At 64.9% G+C, this 15,171-nt stretch carries 11 protein-coding genes; 7 read left to right on the top strand and 4 right to left on the bottom strand.

Annotated elements, in window-relative coordinates; genetic code table 11:
- Positions 1-76 precede the first annotated feature (76 nt).
- The 6 genes from AC1RRJ_RS18620 to AC1RRJ_RS18595 all read left to right on the top strand — a co-directional run bounded on the left by AC1RRJ_RS18620 (position 77) and on the right by AC1RRJ_RS18595 (position 8,628).
- A complete protein-coding gene (locus tag AC1RRJ_RS18620; RefSeq protein ID WP_493125434.1) occupies positions 77-2,896 on the top strand; it encodes a 2-oxoglutarate dehydrogenase E1 component in 2,820 nt (939 codons plus the stop codon).
- A 101-nt stretch (positions 2,897-2,997) separates the two neighbouring features.
- On the top strand, positions 2,998-4,212 hold the full coding sequence (gene odhB / locus AC1RRJ_RS18615; protein ID WP_493125432.1) for a 2-oxoglutarate dehydrogenase complex dihydrolipoyllysine-residue succinyltransferase: 1,215 nt from the start codon (positions 2,998-3,000) through the stop codon (positions 4,210-4,212).
- Positions 4,213-4,253: 41 nt separating this feature from the next.
- Entirely contained in the window at positions 4,254-5,651 is a 1,398-nt protein-coding gene (gene lpdA / locus AC1RRJ_RS18610) for a dihydrolipoyl dehydrogenase (protein WP_493125430.1), read from the top strand.
- Between the two features lie 23 nt (positions 5,652-5,674).
- Positions 5,675-7,015 carry an amidohydrolase gene (locus AC1RRJ_RS18605; RefSeq protein WP_493125428.1) on the top strand — a complete coding sequence of 447 codons (1,341 nt, stop codon included), beginning with the start codon at positions 5,675-5,677 and terminating at the stop codon, positions 7,013-7,015.
- Positions 7,016-7,024: 9 nt separating this feature from the next.
- Positions 7,025-7,654 (top strand): trimeric intracellular cation channel family protein, encoded by a 630-nt coding sequence (locus AC1RRJ_RS18600; RefSeq protein WP_493125426.1) that lies wholly within the window; start codon positions 7,025-7,027, stop codon positions 7,652-7,654.
- A gap of 68 nt (positions 7,655-7,722) precedes the next feature.
- Complete coding sequence (locus AC1RRJ_RS18595; RefSeq protein ID WP_493125424.1) at positions 7,723-8,628, top strand: alpha/beta fold hydrolase; 906 nt, start codon at positions 7,723-7,725, stop codon at positions 8,626-8,628.
- A gap of 97 nt (positions 8,629-8,725) precedes the next feature.
- On the opposite strand, the gene sppA is transcribed toward AC1RRJ_RS18595, so the two are convergent.
- From sppA to proB, 3 genes are all read right to left on the bottom strand, one after another.
- The gene (gene sppA, locus AC1RRJ_RS18590; RefSeq protein WP_493125422.1) at positions 8,726-10,708 is read right to left on the bottom strand and encodes a signal peptide peptidase SppA; all 1,983 of its coding nucleotides are present in this window, start codon (positions 10,706-10,708) and stop codon (positions 8,726-8,728) included.
- Between the two features lie 78 nt (positions 10,709-10,786).
- Positions 10,787-11,683, bottom strand: a complete 897-nt coding sequence (locus tag AC1RRJ_RS18585; protein WP_493125420.1) for an NAD(P)H-binding protein — start codon at positions 11,681-11,683, stop codon at positions 10,787-10,789.
- A 17-nt stretch (positions 11,684-11,700) separates the two neighbouring features.
- Positions 11,701-12,807 carry a glutamate 5-kinase gene (gene proB / locus AC1RRJ_RS18580; protein ID WP_493125418.1) on the bottom strand — a complete coding sequence of 369 codons (1,107 nt, stop codon included), beginning with the start codon at positions 12,805-12,807 and terminating at the stop codon, positions 11,701-11,703.
- A 147-nt stretch (positions 12,808-12,954) separates the two neighbouring features.
- Here proB and AC1RRJ_RS18575 point away from each other — a divergent pair, with 147 nt between their 5' ends.
- The gene (locus tag AC1RRJ_RS18575; protein ID WP_493125416.1) at positions 12,955-14,019 is read left to right on the top strand and encodes a class I SAM-dependent methyltransferase; all 1,065 of its coding nucleotides are present in this window, start codon (positions 12,955-12,957) and stop codon (positions 14,017-14,019) included.
- Positions 14,020-14,038: 19 nt separating this feature from the next.
- On the opposite strand, the gene obgE is transcribed toward AC1RRJ_RS18575, so the two are convergent.
- Positions 14,039-15,091, bottom strand: coding sequence for a GTPase ObgE (obgE, locus tag AC1RRJ_RS18570; protein ID WP_493125414.1), 1,053 nt, complete (start codon positions 15,089-15,091; stop codon positions 14,039-14,041).
- Between the last annotated feature and the right edge of the window lie 80 nt (positions 15,092-15,171).

The following is a 15,171-nucleotide window of genomic DNA, read 5'->3' as shown; positions in this document are numbered from 1 at the left end:
GCATTTTGCCGGCGGGCGTTCCTTCCCCAATCATCCTCCCCCGGAAGCCATTTCTCTTGAGAGAATGGAAGAGATTATGAACCTCGAACGACAGAGCTTTGACATCGACGAACCGCAGGCCGGCCCCAGCTGGGCGCCGAAAAACTGGCCGCAGATCGACAGCGACGACCTGACCGCCGCGCTCGACCCGCAGCAGATGCAGGTCGCGGTCAAGGCCGCTGCGGCCAAGGCGGGTGCCGCGCTGTCGAGCGCCGAAGTCGAACGCGCCGCCGACGATTCCATCCGCGCGATGATGCTGATCCGCACCTATCGTGTGCGCGGCCATCTCGCAGCTAATCTTGATCCGCTCGGGCTCAGCACGCGCGAATTGCCTGCGGACCTCACGCCCGAATTCCACGGCTTCGTCGGCGCCGACCAGGACCGCCCGGTGTTCATCGGCGGCGCGCTGGGCCTCGAAAAGGCGACGATTCGCGAAATCGTCGCGATCCTGCGCGCCAATTACTGCGGCAATGTCGGCCTCGAATATATGCATATCGCCGACATCGAAGAGCGTCAGTTCCTGCAGGAACGGATGGAAGGCGCTGACAAGATCATCGAATTCTCGGTCGAGGGCAAACGCGCCATCCTGAGCAAGGTGATCCAGGCCGAAGAGTGGGAAAAATTCCTCGCGCGCAAATATGTCGGGACCAAGCGTTTCGGCCTCGACGGCGGCGAAAGCATGATCCCCGCGATGGAAGCGATCATCAAATATGGCGCCCAATATGGCGTGCGAGAGATCGTCTATGGCATGGCGCATCGCGGACGGCTCAACATGCTCGCGAACGTCATGGCGAAGCCGTATCAAGTGATCTTCCATGAATTCGCCGGCGGATCGGCGAACCCCGACGACATCGGCGGTTCGGGCGACGTCAAATATCATCTTGGCACCTCGACCGACCGCGAATTTGGCGGGGCGTCGGTGCATATGTCGCTGGTCCCCAACCCGTCGCACCTCGAAGCGGCCGATCCGGTCGTGCTCGGCAAGGTGCGCGCGCAGCAGGTGGTCCGCGACGATCTGGCCAAGCATGAGCAGGTGCTGCCCGTGCTGATCCACGGCGACGCGGCGTTTGCGGGGCAGGGGATCGTTTGGGAATGCCTCGGCTTCTCGGGCATCCGCGGTTACAACACCGGCGGCTGCCTCCACTTTATCGTCAACAACCAGATCGGTTTCACGACCAGCCCGCAATATGCGCGCTCGTCGCCCTATCCGTCCGATGTGGCGAAGGGCGTGATGGCGCCGATCCTCCACGTCAACGGCGACGATCCCGAAGCGGTGACCTTCGCGTGCAAGCTGGCGATCGATTTTCGTCAGCAGTTCAAGCGCGATGTCGTGATCGACATGTGGTGCTATCGCCGCTTCGGCCACAATGAAGGCGACGAGCCTTCGTTCACCCAGCCTTTGATGTACGGCATCATCCGCCAGCATCCGCCGGTGTCGCAACTGTGCGCGGCCAAGCTGGAAGGCGAAGGCGTGATCGACGCGAGCTGGGCCGATGCCCGCCGCGCCGAATTCGTCGCCCGGCTCGAAGACGATTTCGAGGCCGCGAAAAGCTATAAGCCGAACAAGGCCGACTGGTTCGCCGGGCGCTGGTCGGGGCTCCATGCCCCCGCCGACCCCGAAAATGCGCGCCGCAATATCCCGACCGGGGTCAGCGACAAATTGTTCGATTCGATCGGCCGCACGATGACGACGATTCCGGACGATCTGGAGGTGCACAAGACGCTGCGCCGCGTCATCGACGCGCGCGGTGCGATGTTCGCCGACAAGAGCGACAAGGAAGTGTTCGACTGGTCGACCGCCGAGCAGCTTGCCTTTGGCACCTTGCTCAGCGAAGGCTATCAGGTCCGCCTGTCGGGTCAGGATTCGGGTCGCGGCACCTTCAGCCAGCGTCACGCCGTCTGGGTCGACCAGAAGGATGAGCGCAAATATGTGCCGCTGACCACCGTGCCGCACGGCCGGTTTGAGGTGCTCGACAGCCCCTTGTCCGAATATGGCGTGCTCGGTTTCGAATATGGCTATGCCATGGCCGATCCGAAGAGCCTCGTGCTCTGGGAAGCGCAGTTTGGCGATTTCGCCAATGGTGCGCAGATCATGATCGACCAGTTCATTGCGTCAGGTGAAGCCAAGTGGCTGCGCGCCAATGGCCTCGTGATGCTGTTGCCGCACGGTTATGAAGGTCAGGGCCCCGAGCATAGCTCGGCGCGTCTCGAACGCTTCCTGCAACTGTGCGCGGGCGACAATATCCAAGTGTGCAATATTTCGACCCCGTCGAACTATTTCCACGTCCTGCGCCGCCAGATGCTGCGCTCGTTCCGCAAGCCGCTGATCATAATGACGCCCAAATCGCTGCTCCGCCACAAGCTGGCGGTGTCGCAGCGCTCGGACTTCATCGGCGATGCGCATTTCCGTCGCATCATGTCCGATCGCACCCCGCCAGCCGACGCCGATATCAAGCGCGTTGTCCTGTGCTCGGGCAAGGTCGGTTATGATCTGATGGAAGCGCGCGACGCTGCCGAACTGACCGACACGACGGTGATCCGCATCGAGCAAATCTATCCCTTCCCGGGTGACCCGCTCGCGGTGCGCCTCAAGCGGATGCCGAAGCTGGAAGAGGTTGTCTGGGCGCAGGAAGAACCGCGCAACAATGGCAGCTGGTTCTTCGTCAACGAGCTGATCGAGGACGCGCTGACCGAGGCGGGCAAGAAGGGCATGCGACCGCGTTATGCGGGCCGCGCCGCCGCGGCTTCGCCCGCGACGGGCCTGATGAGTCGGCACCAGACCGAACAGTCGGCGCTGGTCGCCGACGCGCTCGGCCTGAACGTCCGCGCGGAAATCCGCCGGGCCAAGAGTAAGTAGGACTGTTTACACCGGTGTGTTTCCGCGAAGGCGGAGGCCCATCACCCAGGGTCAGATGATGGACCCCCGCCTTCGCGGGGGAACAACGAAGAGAAGAAACGATGAGCACCGAAGTCAAAGTCCCTACGCTGGGCGAAAGCGTGACCGAAGCGACGATCGGCGAATGGCTGAAGCAGCCGGGCGATGCGGTCGCCGTCGATGAGCCGATCGCGAGCCTCGAGACAGACAAAGTCGCGGTTGAAGTTCCCTCACCGGTTGCGGGCGTGATGGGCCAGCAGGTTGCGGCGGTCGGCGACACCGTCAATGTCGGCGCGGTGATCGCGGTGATCGAGGCCGGCGCCGGCAAGGCCGCGACTCCCGCCGCGAAGGCCGAAGCCGCTGCACCGGCTCCTGCCGCAACGGCCGAAGAGCATGGTGACGGCGTCACGACGCTCTCGCCCGCGGTACGCCGCCTGGTGCTCGAGCATGGCGTCGACCCGACCAAGATCAAGGGTAGCGGCAAGGACGGCCGGCTGACCAAGGAAGATGTGCTCGCTGCTGCGAGCGCTGCACCCGATGTGGCCGCTCCGGCGCCCGCGCCTGTCGCCGCTGCTCCGGTTGCGGCCGGTACGCCGGGCCGCCGCGAGGAACGCGTCAAGATGACGCGTATGCGCCAGACAATCGCCAAGCGGTTGAAGGCGGCGCAGGATACGGCGGCGATGCTGACGACTTTCAACGACGTCGACATGTCGGCGGTGATGGCGACGCGCGAAAAATATCGCGACAGCTTTGAAAAGAAGCATGGCGTCCGTCTGGGCTTCATGAGCTTCTTCACCAAGGCGGTGGCGCTCGCGGCGCATGATATTCCGGCGGTCAACGCGCGCATCGATGGCGATGAAATCGTTTATCACGACTATCTGGACGTGTCGGTCGCGGTCAGCGCGCCGAACGGCCTGGTCGTCCCGATCGTCCGCAACGCCGATGCGATGAGCTTTGCCGAAATCGAAAAGGCCATCGCCGACCTAGGCAAGCGCGCCAAGGAAGGCACGCTGACCATGGACGACATGACCGGCGGCACTTTCACCATCTCCAACGGAGGCGTTTTCGGCGGTCTGATGTCGACCCCGATCATCAACCCGCCGCAGTCGGCTGTGCTTGGTCTCCATCGCATCGAGGATCGTCCGGTCGTCCGCGACGGACAGATTGTTGCGCGCCCGATGATGTACATCGCACTCAGCTATGACCATCGCCTGATCGACGGCCGCGAAGCGGTGACCTTCCTCAAGACGATCAAGGAAGCGATCGAGGATCCGACGCGCCTCCTCATCGACCTCTAAGAATTTCTCCCCCAATCCCCCGTGGGGTAAAGGAACGAAAAATGGCTGATTACGACTACGACGTCCTTGTCATCGGTGCCGGTCCCGGCGGTTATGTCGCGGCGATCCGCGCCGCGCAGCTGGGCCTCAAGACCGCTTGCGCCGAAGGGCGCGAGACGCTGGGCGGTACCTGCCTCAACGTCGGCTGCATCCCGTCGAAAGCGATGCTCCACGCGTCGGAATATTATGAAGCGGCAGCCGACGGCGCGATGGCGGCGATGGGCATCAAGGTGAAGCCCGAACTCGATCTGCCCACCATGCAGGGCCAGCGCAAGGATGCGGTCAAGGGCCTGACCGGCGGAATCGAATTTCTGTTCAAGAAGAACAAGATCGATTGGCTGAAGGGCTATGCGAAGTTCACCTCCAATGACACGGTCGAGGTCGCGGGCAAGGCCGTGCGTGCGAAGAATATCATCATCGCAACCGGCTCGTCGGTGACTCCGCTTCCCGGCGTCGAGGTCGACAATGACAAGCAGATCATCGTCGATTCAACCGGCGCGCTCGAACTCGCCAAGGTTCCCGGACATATGGTCGTCATCGGCGGCGGCGTGATCGGGCTCGAACTCGGTAGCGTGTGGCGCCGTCTTGGTGCCAAGGTCACCTGCGTCGAATTCCTCGACCAGATTCTGCCCGGCATGGACGGCGACGTCCGCAAGGAAGCGAACAAGATCTTCAAGAAGCAGGGTGTCGAATTCAAGCTGAAGACCAAGGTCACCAAGGCTGAGGTCAAGGGCAAGAAAGCCGTTCTGACGCTCGAACCTGCGGCCGGCGGTGATGCGGAAACGCTCGAAGCCGACGTCGTGCTGGTGTCAATCGGGCGGCGTCCGAACACCGACGGCCTCGCGCTCGACAAGGCGGGGCTTGCGACCAACCAGCGCGGTCAGATCGAAACCGATCATGATTTCCGCACTTCGGTTCCCGGCATCTGGGCAATCGGCGACGTCGTTCCCGGCCCGATGCTCGCGCACAAGGCTGAAGACGAAGGTATCGCCTGCGCCGAAAATATCGCGGGCCAGACCGGCATCGTGAATCACGATGTCATTCCGTCGGTCGTCTACACGATGCCCGAAATTGCCGGCGTCGGCCTGACCGAAGAGCAGGCGAAGGAACGCGGTGAGGTCAAGGTCGGCAAATTCCCGATGATGGCGAACAGCCGCGCCAAGACCAATCATGAGCCCGATGGCTTCGTGAAGGTGATCGCCGACGCCAAGAGCGATCGCGTCCTCGGCGTCTGGGTCATCGCCAGCGTCGCGGGCACGATGATCGCGCAGGCCGCACAGGCGATGGAATTTGGCGCAACGTCGGAAGACATCGCCTACACCTGCCATGCGCATCCGACGCACAGCGAGGCAATCAAGGAAGCGGCGATGGCGGTCACGGGCAAGCCGATCCACATCTGACGAAAATGCCGGGGGAGAAAAATATGACGACGAAGCACTGGCTCCTGGCGGCGGCTTCGTTCGTCACATTTTTCTCAAGCGGGGCGGCGCAGGCCGCCCCGGACCTCGTGGCGGCAAACGCGCGGCTGACTGCGCTGCTCGACAAAAATTATCCGGCGCTCGACGCGATCTACAAGGATCTGCACCTGCATCCCGAACTGGGGATGCAGGAGGTTCGCACCGCGGGTATCCTTGCGCAGCATTTGCGCAAGGCCGGCTTTACCGTGAACGAAAGGGTTGGCGGGACTGGCGTCGTCGCGGTGCTGAAGAATGGCGAGGGGCCGACGATCCTCGTGCGCGCCGACATGGACGCGTTGCCGATGGAGGAAAAGACCGGGCTTCCTTATGCCAGCAAGGCGCGCGCAACCTATGAGGGCAAGGATGTGCCCGCGATGCATGCCTGCGGCCACGATACCCATGTCACTTATCTGATCGGCGTCGCGCAAGCGTTGACGGCGATGCGCGATAGCTGGTCAGGGACGATCGTTCTGATCGGCCAGCCTGCCGAGGAAACGCTGAAGGGCGCACGCGCGATGCTCGACGACGGGCTGCTGACGCGTTTTCCACGCCCCGATTTCGGTTTTGCTGCGCATGTTTCAAACTTGCCGGTCGGCACCGTCGCGATCAAGGCGGGCGCCTCGTCGGCGGCGTCGGACAGCTATTCGATCATTTTCCATGGACGCGGCGGTCATGGCTCGATGCCGGCGGCGACGATTGATCCGATCCCCATCGCCGCGCGTTTCGTGACCGATGTTCAGACGGTGATCAGCCGCGAAAAGGATCCCGCGGCATTCGGGGTGCTGACGATCGGTGCAATCAACGCGGGCAGTGCGCCCAACATCATCCCAGACAGCGCCGAGGTGAAGGCCAATCTACGCTCGCATGCCCCCGAGGTGCGCGAACTGCTCAAGAGCGGCACCGCGCGCGCGGCGAAGGCCTCGGCGCAAATGGGCAATGCGCCGGAACCGACGATTACCTATCTGGGCGGCACGGGTGCGCTGGTGAACGACGAAAGCATGGCGGCAGCGGGTGCGGCGGCGCTGAAGCCGGTGTTCGGCAAGGGTCTGGTGTTCGTGCCGGCGAGCGTCGCCCCGATGTCGGCGAGCGAGGATTTTTCCGAATTTGTCGATGCGGGCGTTCCGTCGCTCTTCTTCGGTATCGGGGGCTATGACCCCAAGACGCTTGCCGATCTGAAGGCAAAGGGCCAACCCGTGCCGACCAATCATTCGCCCTTTTTTGCGCCGCAGCCTGAACCCGCGATCCGCAACGCAGTGTCGGCGATCGTCCTGTCCATCATCGGCGGCGTCCGCCCCGTCGCGAAATAGCCGCTGACGATGCCTGACGTCGACAATGCGCTGCTGATCCGCCTGCTCGATCTGGCGGGGATCAGCGTGTTCGCACTGTCGGGTGCATTGATGGCGGTGCGGCTCCGTCAGACATTGGTGACCGCCGCCTTCTTCGCGCTGGTCACAGGCGTCGGCGGCGGCAGCGTGCGCGATTTGTTGATCGGTGCGCCGGTGTTTTGGGTGCAGGACGGCGCTATCGCGGCGGCGTGTCTAGCGATCGCGTTGATCGTCTGGGTGACCCCCGAACGCTGGTGGCAGGGGCAATTGCTCGAATGGGCCGATGCGGTCGGGCTCGCGGCCTACGCCGTGTTCGGGACGGCCAAGGCTTTGGCGTGGGGCGTCCCGCCCGCCCCCGCGCTGTTGATGGGAGTGATCACCGGGTGCGTCGGCGGGACGATCCGCGACATCCTTGCGGGCGTCCCCTCGATCATCGTGCGGCCTGAAATCTACGTCACTGCCGCTGCATTGGCGTCGGCGCTGTTCCTGCTGCTGCTCTGGCTCGGCGCCGGGACGGCGGCCGCGGCGATAGTCGGCGCGACTGCCGGATTTCTCCTGCGCGGCGCGGCGATCCGCTGGTCGCTGGCGCTACCATCTTATCGCGATCCCAAAAGCGGATAGGCCAGTCTGCTTGACGTGCGCGTCAGTCGGGTCATGATGTGGAGATTCCGGCAAAGGATTTCCGCAGCATGAAAACCGAGCAAGCGACGATCAACGGCATCAGCATCACTTTTGAGGATAAGGGGCCGCGTGATGCGCCGGTCATCCTGTTGGTGATGGGGCTGGGCGGGCAATTGACGCTGTGGCCCGAAGAGTTTGTCGATGCGCTGAACCAGCGCGGTTTTCGCACCATTCGCTATGACAATCGCGATGTCGGCCTGTCGTCGCGCTTCGATGCGGCGGGGGTGCCGAACATCAAATGGATGGTGGTGAAGTCGGTGCTCGGCCTGCCGATCCGTTCGGCATATACGCTTGCCGACATGGCCGCCGACGGCATTGCGCTGCTCGATCATCTGGGCGTCGAGCGCGCGCATATCGTTGGCGTGTCGATGGGTGGGATGATTTCGCAGCATATTGCGGCGCGTTATCCCGAGCGGGCCTTGTCGCTGACGTCGATCATGTCGACCACCGGCAACCGGCGCCTGCCGCGTTCCGACAAGGAAGCGATGCGCGTGCTCACCAGCCGGCCGATGAGCGGTGCGCCTGAGGATATGATCGCTTTTTCGGTTCGCGCCGCGCGGGTGATCGGCAGCCCCGGCTATCCCGCTGACGAGGACCGGTTGCAGCGCCGCGTGCGCGCTGATTTCGAACGTGGCTGGTACCCGCAGGGCGTCGCACGGCAGATGGCTGCGATCGTCGCCGACGGCGACCGGCGTGCGATGCTGAAGAATATCAAGGCGCCGACCTTGGTGATTCACGGCGAGGCCGATCCGCTGGTGCCGATCGCGGGCGGGCGCGATACCGCCGACAATATTGCGGGCGCGCGGTTGATGACGATCCCGGGCATGGGGCACGACCTGCCACTGGGGCTGGTCGACACGATGGCTGACGCGATTGCTGGGCACATCCGCGCTATGGCAGCCGTCCCGGCCTGAATTCTCCCCTCCCATTTTGTGGGAGGGGTCGGGGGAGAGCATGTAGGCAAAAAGGGGCGGCCGAAACAGACCCTCCCCTACCAAGCGGGAGGGGGACTCAGCGCAGCAGCAGCGCCAGCGTCGCGAGGAAGCCCTTCGCTTCGACCGTTCCCGGCCGCGGCACGGCGGGCAGGTAGGCGCGGCAGTCGAGGCACGACGCCTGCACCGATCCCGCTTGCGTCAGTAGCGTCAAATCCTGCGCCAGCCGCCGTTCGGCCAGCTGGCGGTTCATCGCGGCGATGCCGAACCAGCCGCGCGGCGCGGCCGCCGTCTCTTGCTCGGCGCCAGTGAGCGTCCCGAGTAGCTTAGAAAATTCGCTCGGCTCATCTTCGAAATATTTGGCATGGAAGTCGCCCTTGACGCCTGCGCGTTTGGCGGCGTCGGCCATCGCGTCGGGCAGGCCGCCGAACTGGTCAACCAGGCCGATCTGGCGCGCGGTGCCGCCCGCCCAGACGCGCCCTTCGGCGATTTGCTGAATCTTCTCGAGCGGCTGCTTGCGGCTTTTGGCGACGAGGCCGGTGAAGCGGCCGTAGACATCCTCGATGCTCGCCTGCGCCAGCGCGTTAAACTCATCGTTCACCCCGCCCAAAATATCGGGCTGGCCGGACAGCGGTGTCGTGCTGATCCCGTCAGTCGTCACGCCGACCTTGGCAAGGGCCTTGTCGAAGCTTGGCAAGATACCGAACACGCCGATTGATCCTGTGATCGTCTCCGGCTCGGCGAAGATGCGGTCGGCGGGGGTCGATATCCAATATCCGCCCGATGCGGCGACATTGGCCATCGATACGACAATCGGCAGCTTCTTCGCCTTGGCGGCGAGCAGCGCCTGTCGGATATTTTCTGACGCAAGCACCGATCCACCCGGCGAATCGACGCGCAGGACGATAGCTTTGACGTTGCTGTCGGATATCGCGTCGAGGATATGCTGCGCGATGGTGTCCCCGCCCGCGACGCCGGTCGGGGCTTCGCCGTCGATGATCTCGCCGACCACCGGAACGATCGCGATTGCGCTACCCTTCTCCTGCGGAGGATTGGCGGCGACCCAGTTTTCGAGCGGGATCGCGTTGAAATTCCACGGCTGACTATCGTCATAGGCGCCGCTGATCTCGGTCACGCGGTTGTTGAACGCCATGCGGCTGCCCAGCTTGTCGATGAGCCCGGCGTCGAGCGAAGCTTTGGAAAGGTCATTGCCTGCCGCGCGCACTGCGCCTGCCGTGTCGGCGACATAGGCGTCGATCCTGGCCTGCGGCCGCGCCTTTTTGACGTCGGTCAGCCAATTTTCCCACAACGCGCCAGCATAGGCGAGGTCGGCTTCCTTCGCCTCGGGCGACTGGTCGCTGCGCAGATAGGGTTCGACCGCGCTCTTGAACGTGCCGACACGATAGATGTTCGCGGTGACGCCCAGCCGGTCGATCAACCCCTTATAGTAGAGCCGCGACCCGCCGGGACCGGCGATGGCGACGCCGCCGATGCTGTCGGCCCAGACTTCGCTGGCATGCGCCGCGATCTGATAGCTGTCGGTGGTGTAAGCGGTAGCAAAGGCGAGAACCGGTTTCTTCTTGGCGCGCACCTTGTCGATCGCCTGGCCGATCTCGGCGAGCGAAACCTGTCCGCCGCCAAGGAAGCGATCGAGGTCGAGGACGACCGAGGTGATCCGCTGGTCGTCAGCGGCGGTTTCGAGCGCGTGGACGACATCGCGCACGCGGAACTCCTTGAGCTGCTTGCCGCCCGACAGCGCTGCAACCGTGTCGATCTCGGCAGGCTGTTCGGACACCACGCCATCGAGGTCGATCACCAGCGCCCCCTGGCTGACCGGAAGCCCCGCATTGGGGCGCCCCGTGAGCAGGGCGAAAAGTGCGACGAAGAAAAGCAGCAGGAAGACCAGTGCCAACCCGTCCTTGATCGCGACGAGCAAGTTCCACACTTTGCGCGGAAAGCTGGTGCCGCGCTTTGGCTGGTCGTCGCCGGGAAGCGGCCGGCGTACCGGGATCGCCCAAGGGCCGGCGGGGTCGTTCGGGGTGTTGGCGGTGGTTTCGGTCATAACGGTAAACCTAGGGATGCGCCCCGCCGTTGGCAATGCACGCTTCGACCGGCGGGCGGCGGCGGCCTATCGGCGACGTCAGAGCCAGTTTTTTTGGCGATACCAGCGGACGGTTTCCGCCAGCGCGTCATCGGTGTTGATTTCGGGGCGCCACAGGTCGGTGGGCGGGCAGGCGCCTTCAGTGGCGACCCAGTCGGGATGCGCGATATAATTTGCGCGGTCGGGGGTCAGCTTGGCGCGGCTGCGGCGCACCAGCTTGTCGAGCTGTCCGGTGGCCTTGAGCAAGGTTGCTGGAACGCCCAGCGCCGCGATTCGGTTGCGGCCGACCGCGCGGCCGACCGCGCGGGAAAAACCGCGATGTGACCAGCCGGTCTTGCGGCCATCGTCGGGCTCATAGATCGCGCCGACGCTCACCTCGCGGTCGGCGGCGAGCGCGACGAGCAGGCGCGCGAGTTCATCGACATAGATGGCCGACATACGCCCCGACGGCACCAGCGCGATGCCGCGCTGCGCCATGCGGAACAGGTCGAGCATCTCTGTGTCGCCGGGGCCGAACACCGCAGGCGGGCGCACGATCGTCCAGTCGAGCCCGCTTGCCTGGACGATGGTTTCGGCGCGCGCTTTCGACCAGCCATAGTTTGAAACCTGGGGCTCGCGCGCGGTGAGCGACGAGACATGGATAAAGCGGGTGACGCCCGCATTGCGCGCGGCATCGACGACATGGCCGGTCGCGGTGGCATTTCCCGCCTCAAACGCCGCGCGCGTGGGTACGTTTACGACCCCCGCGATATGCATGGCAACGTCGCTGCCCGCCGCCATTTCGGCGAGGCTATTGGGCTGATCGAGTGCGCCCGCGATCCAAGTGACGCCCTCGCGTTCGGGCTGCGGGCGGCGGGTGAGCGCGCGGACGTGCCAGCCGGCGGCAATCGCGTCGCGCATCGTTGCGCCGCCGACGAAACCGGTCGCGCCGGTCATCGCGAGCACGGGCGTCGTTATAGCAGCACCATATGGTCGCGGTGGACCATCGCGGCGCGCGGGGCATAGCCGAGCGTCGCTTCCTGCGCATCGCGACCGAGGCCGAGGATCGCGTTGGCGTCTGCGGCTGGATACTCGGCGAGGCCGCGCGCGACGACACGCCCGTCGGCGCCGGCGATGTCCAGAATGTCGCCGCGCACGAAATCGCCGGTCGCGGCGGTGACGCCGGCGGCGAGCAGGCTCGCGCCGCCCTGCAACGCCTTCGCGGCGCCCGCGTCGATGCTCAGCCGCCCCTTGGCGGTCAGCCCGCCCGCGAGCCATGCCTTGCGCGCGCTGGCGCCCTTTTCGGCGACGAAAAGCGTATGCCGCGCTGCGGTCGACAGCGGATGCGCGATGTGGCCCGACGCGATCGCCAGATGCGCGCCCGCCGCGTTGGCGATGCGCGCCGCTGCGATCTTCGACACCATGCCGCCCGACCCCATTCCCGACGCCGATCCGGTGTCGGCCATCGCCTCGATCGCCGCATTGATCCGCTCGACCCGTGCGATGTGCACGGCGCCGGGCTGCGCGGGGTTGCGGTCGTACAGCCCGTCGATATCGCTGAGCAGGATTACCCCGCCTGCGCCCGCCGCCTGCGCGACGCGAGCCGCGAGCCGGTCGTTATCGCCGAAGCGAATTTCCTCGGTCGCGACGCTGTCATTCTCGTTGATCACCGGCACGACCCCCAGCGACAACAGCCGGTCGAGCGTCGCCGCGGCGTTAAGGTAACGGCGACGATGCTCGAGATCGTCCAAGGTGACGAGCATCTGCGCCGCGGTCAGTCCTTCGCCGCCGAGCACTTCGGCCCAGACCTGGCTTAGCGCGATCTGCCCGGTCGCTGCAGCGGCCTGCGCATCCTCAAGGCTTCCACGTCCGCCCTTGGCCAGCCCCAGCCGCCGCGCGCCGAGCGCGATCGCGCCCGACGAGACGACGGCGACCTGCTGGCCCGCCCGCGTGCGCGCCGCAATATCGGCGGCGATGCCGGTGAGCCAGTCGCGCCGCACCGCGCCGTCGGGATCGACGAGCAGCGCCGATCCGATTTTGACGATCAGGCGCGAGCAGGCGGAGGGCGCGAACAATGTCATGGCGTTGCCGATAGCGCGTGCGGGCGGGGGTGCCAATCCGAATGTCGAGCCCGCCGTTCGTGCGGTTGGATGCCGAATATGCTATGATCGCGCGACATCGAGCCTTCTGGAGAGTCGCGACCACATCACCTTGATCCAGGGAGAAAAATGATGGCGTCCGTAATCGATGAAACAAAGCTGCATGCGTTCGTGGGGAAGATGCTGGGCGATCTGGGTGGCGCGATGAGCGTGCCGACCGTGCGGCTGGGCTTTCGGCTGGGACTATTCGACGCCTTGGCCGAAGCACCGGCCAGTGCGCCCGAACTCGCCGCGAAGGCGGGCAATTTGCACGAACGCTATGTCCGCGAATGGGCGCTGGCGCAGACCGCCGGCGGCTATGTAGACTATGATCCGGCCACCGACCGGTTCAGCCTGTCGCCCGAACAGGCGATGGTTTTCGTCAATCGCGACAGTCCGGTCTATCTCGCCGGCGCATTCGAACTGGTCGCCGCGATGATCGAGGCCGAGCCCAAGGTCGAAGAATGTTTCCGCCGCGGCACCGGGGTGCGCTGGGGCGATCATGCGGGTTGCCTGTTCTGCGCGACGGGGGCGTTTTTCCGCCCCGGTTATGTCAACAATATCGTGCAGGCGTGGATCCCGGCGCTGGACGGCGTGGAGGACAGGCTGCGCAGCGGGGTGAAGGTCGCGGATGTGGGCTGCGGGGTCGGTTTCTCGACGCTGCTGATGGCCGACGCTTATCCCGAAAGCCGGTTCGTCGGTTTTGATTTTCATGGCCCCTCGATCGAGGAGGCGCGGCGCCACGCGGCGGATCATGGCTATGGCGACCGGGTCCGCTTCGAAGTCACGACGGCAAAGGACATCGACGAGGATGAATTCGACCTCATCACCATGTATGATTGCCTGCACGACATGGGCGACCCGCGCGGCTGCGCGGCGCATATGCGGCGGATATTGGCGCCGGACGGCATCTGGATGATCGTCGAGCCGATTGCGGGCGATGCCCCCGCCGACAATATGAACCCGGTCGGGCGGCTCTATTATAACGCGTCGACGATGATCTGCGTGCCGACCTCACTCGATCAGGAGGTCGGCGAAGCCTTGGGCGCGCAGGCGGGCGAGGACCGGCTGGCGCGGATAGTTCGTGAGGGCGGCTTCGAGACCGTGCGGCGCGCGGCCGAAGGGCCGTTCAACATGGTGCTTGAAGCGCGCTGATAGTCGACCAGTTAGTCGATCAGATCGGCGACCAGTCGCTCGCCGTTTCGTCGCTGTCATCTTCGGCATCGGCGCCCGGTTCGGGCATGCCGATGGCCTCGAGCAGTTTGTCGAGCACCGCTTCGACCCCGGCGCCGCTCGCGCCGGACAGCGCCATCACCGGATGGCCGCTCTCTTCGGCGAGTTCGGCCGACAGCGCGGTGATCAGTTCGTCGTCGAGCGTATCGACCTTGTTGAGCGCGACGATCACCTGCTTGTCGACGAGGTCGGCGCCATAGGCCTCGAGCTCGTCGCGGACGATGCGGTAGCTGGTCGCGACATCTTCGTCATTCGCATCGACGAGGTGGAGCAGCACGCGGCAGCGTTCGATATGGCCGAGGAAGCGGTCGCCCACCCCTGCGCCGTCCGCTGCGCCCTCGATCAGGCCGGGAATGTCGGCGACGACAAATTCATTGCCCTTGTGACTGACGACGCCGAGCTGGGGGCGCAGCGTGGTGAAGGCATAGGCGCCGACCTTCGCCTGCGCATTGCTCACTGCGTTGATGAAGGTGGACTTGCCCGCATTGGGCAGACCGACGAGGCCCGCGTCGGCGAGCAGCTTCAGCCGCAGCCACACCCACATTTCCTCGCCCGGCCAACCCGGGCCGTGCTGACGCGGAGCGCGGTTGGTGCTGGTCTTGTAGCTGGCATTGCCGCGGCCGCCGTCGCCGCCGCGCAGGAAGACGAAGCTCTCGCCTTCCATGGTCAGGTCGGCGAGCAGGCTGCGGTCTTCGTCATCGGCGAGGACCTGGGTGCCGATCGGCACCTGAATGACCAGATCGGGGCCGCCCGCGCCGGTGCGGTCGCGACCCGCGCCGGGGGTGCCGCGTTTCGCCTTGAAATGCTGAGTATAGCGAAAGTCGATCAGCGTGTTGAGGCCCGCGACCGCCTTGAAGATGATGTCGCCGCCCTTGCCGCCATTGCCGCCGTCGGGGCCGCCATATTCGACATATTTCTCGCGCCGGAAACTGACGGCGCCGGGGCCGCCGTCGCCGGACTTGATGAAAACCTTGGCTTGATCGAGAAAATGCATGGAGGGGCCTTTGAGGCGAAAGCAGGGAAACTACACACCAACCTCCGTTCGTGTCGAGCGAAGTCGAGAGGCCCGGCAGT

The sequence above is a fragment of the Sphingopyxis sp. GW821-FHT12C06 genome, assembly GCF_058807415.1.
This window is presented reverse-complemented; position numbering and strand designations above follow the sequence as displayed.

What these genes read in the sequence shown, in the direction of transcription:
- AC1RRJ_RS18605 (WP_493125428.1), top strand. Translation starts at nt 5,675, where the DNA reads ATGACGACGAAGCACTGGCTCCTGGCGGCGGCTTCGTTCGTCACATTT.
- lpdA (WP_493125430.1), top strand. Translation starts at nt 4,254, where the DNA reads ATGGCTGATTACGACTACGACGTCCTTGTCATCGGTGCCGGTCCCGGC.
- odhB (WP_493125432.1), top strand. Translation starts at nt 2,998, where the DNA reads ATGAGCACCGAAGTCAAAGTCCCTACGCTGGGCGAAAGCGTGACCGAA.
- AC1RRJ_RS18575 (WP_493125416.1), top strand. Translation starts at nt 12,955, where the DNA reads ATGATGGCGTCCGTAATCGATGAAACAAAGCTGCATGCGTTCGTGGGG.
- AC1RRJ_RS18620 (WP_493125434.1), top strand. Translation starts at nt 77, where the DNA reads ATGAACCTCGAACGACAGAGCTTTGACATCGACGAACCGCAGGCCGGC.
- AC1RRJ_RS18600 (WP_493125426.1), top strand. Translation starts at nt 7,025, where the DNA reads ATGCCTGACGTCGACAATGCGCTGCTGATCCGCCTGCTCGATCTGGCG.
- obgE (WP_493125414.1), bottom strand. Translation starts at nt 15,091, where the DNA reads ATGCATTTTCTCGATCAAGCCAAGGTTTTCATCAAGTCCGGCGACGGC.
- proB (WP_493125418.1), bottom strand. Translation starts at nt 12,807, where the DNA reads ATGACATTGTTCGCGCCCTCCGCCTGCTCGCGCCTGATCGTCAAAATC.
- sppA (WP_493125422.1), bottom strand. Translation starts at nt 10,708, where the DNA reads ATGACCGAAACCACCGCCAACACCCCGAACGACCCCGCCGGCCCTTGG.
- AC1RRJ_RS18595 (WP_493125424.1), top strand. Translation starts at nt 7,723, where the DNA reads ATGAAAACCGAGCAAGCGACGATCAACGGCATCAGCATCACTTTTGAG.
- AC1RRJ_RS18585 (WP_493125420.1), bottom strand. Translation starts at nt 11,683, where the DNA reads ATGACCGGCGCGACCGGTTTCGTCGGCGGCGCAACGATGCGCGACGCG.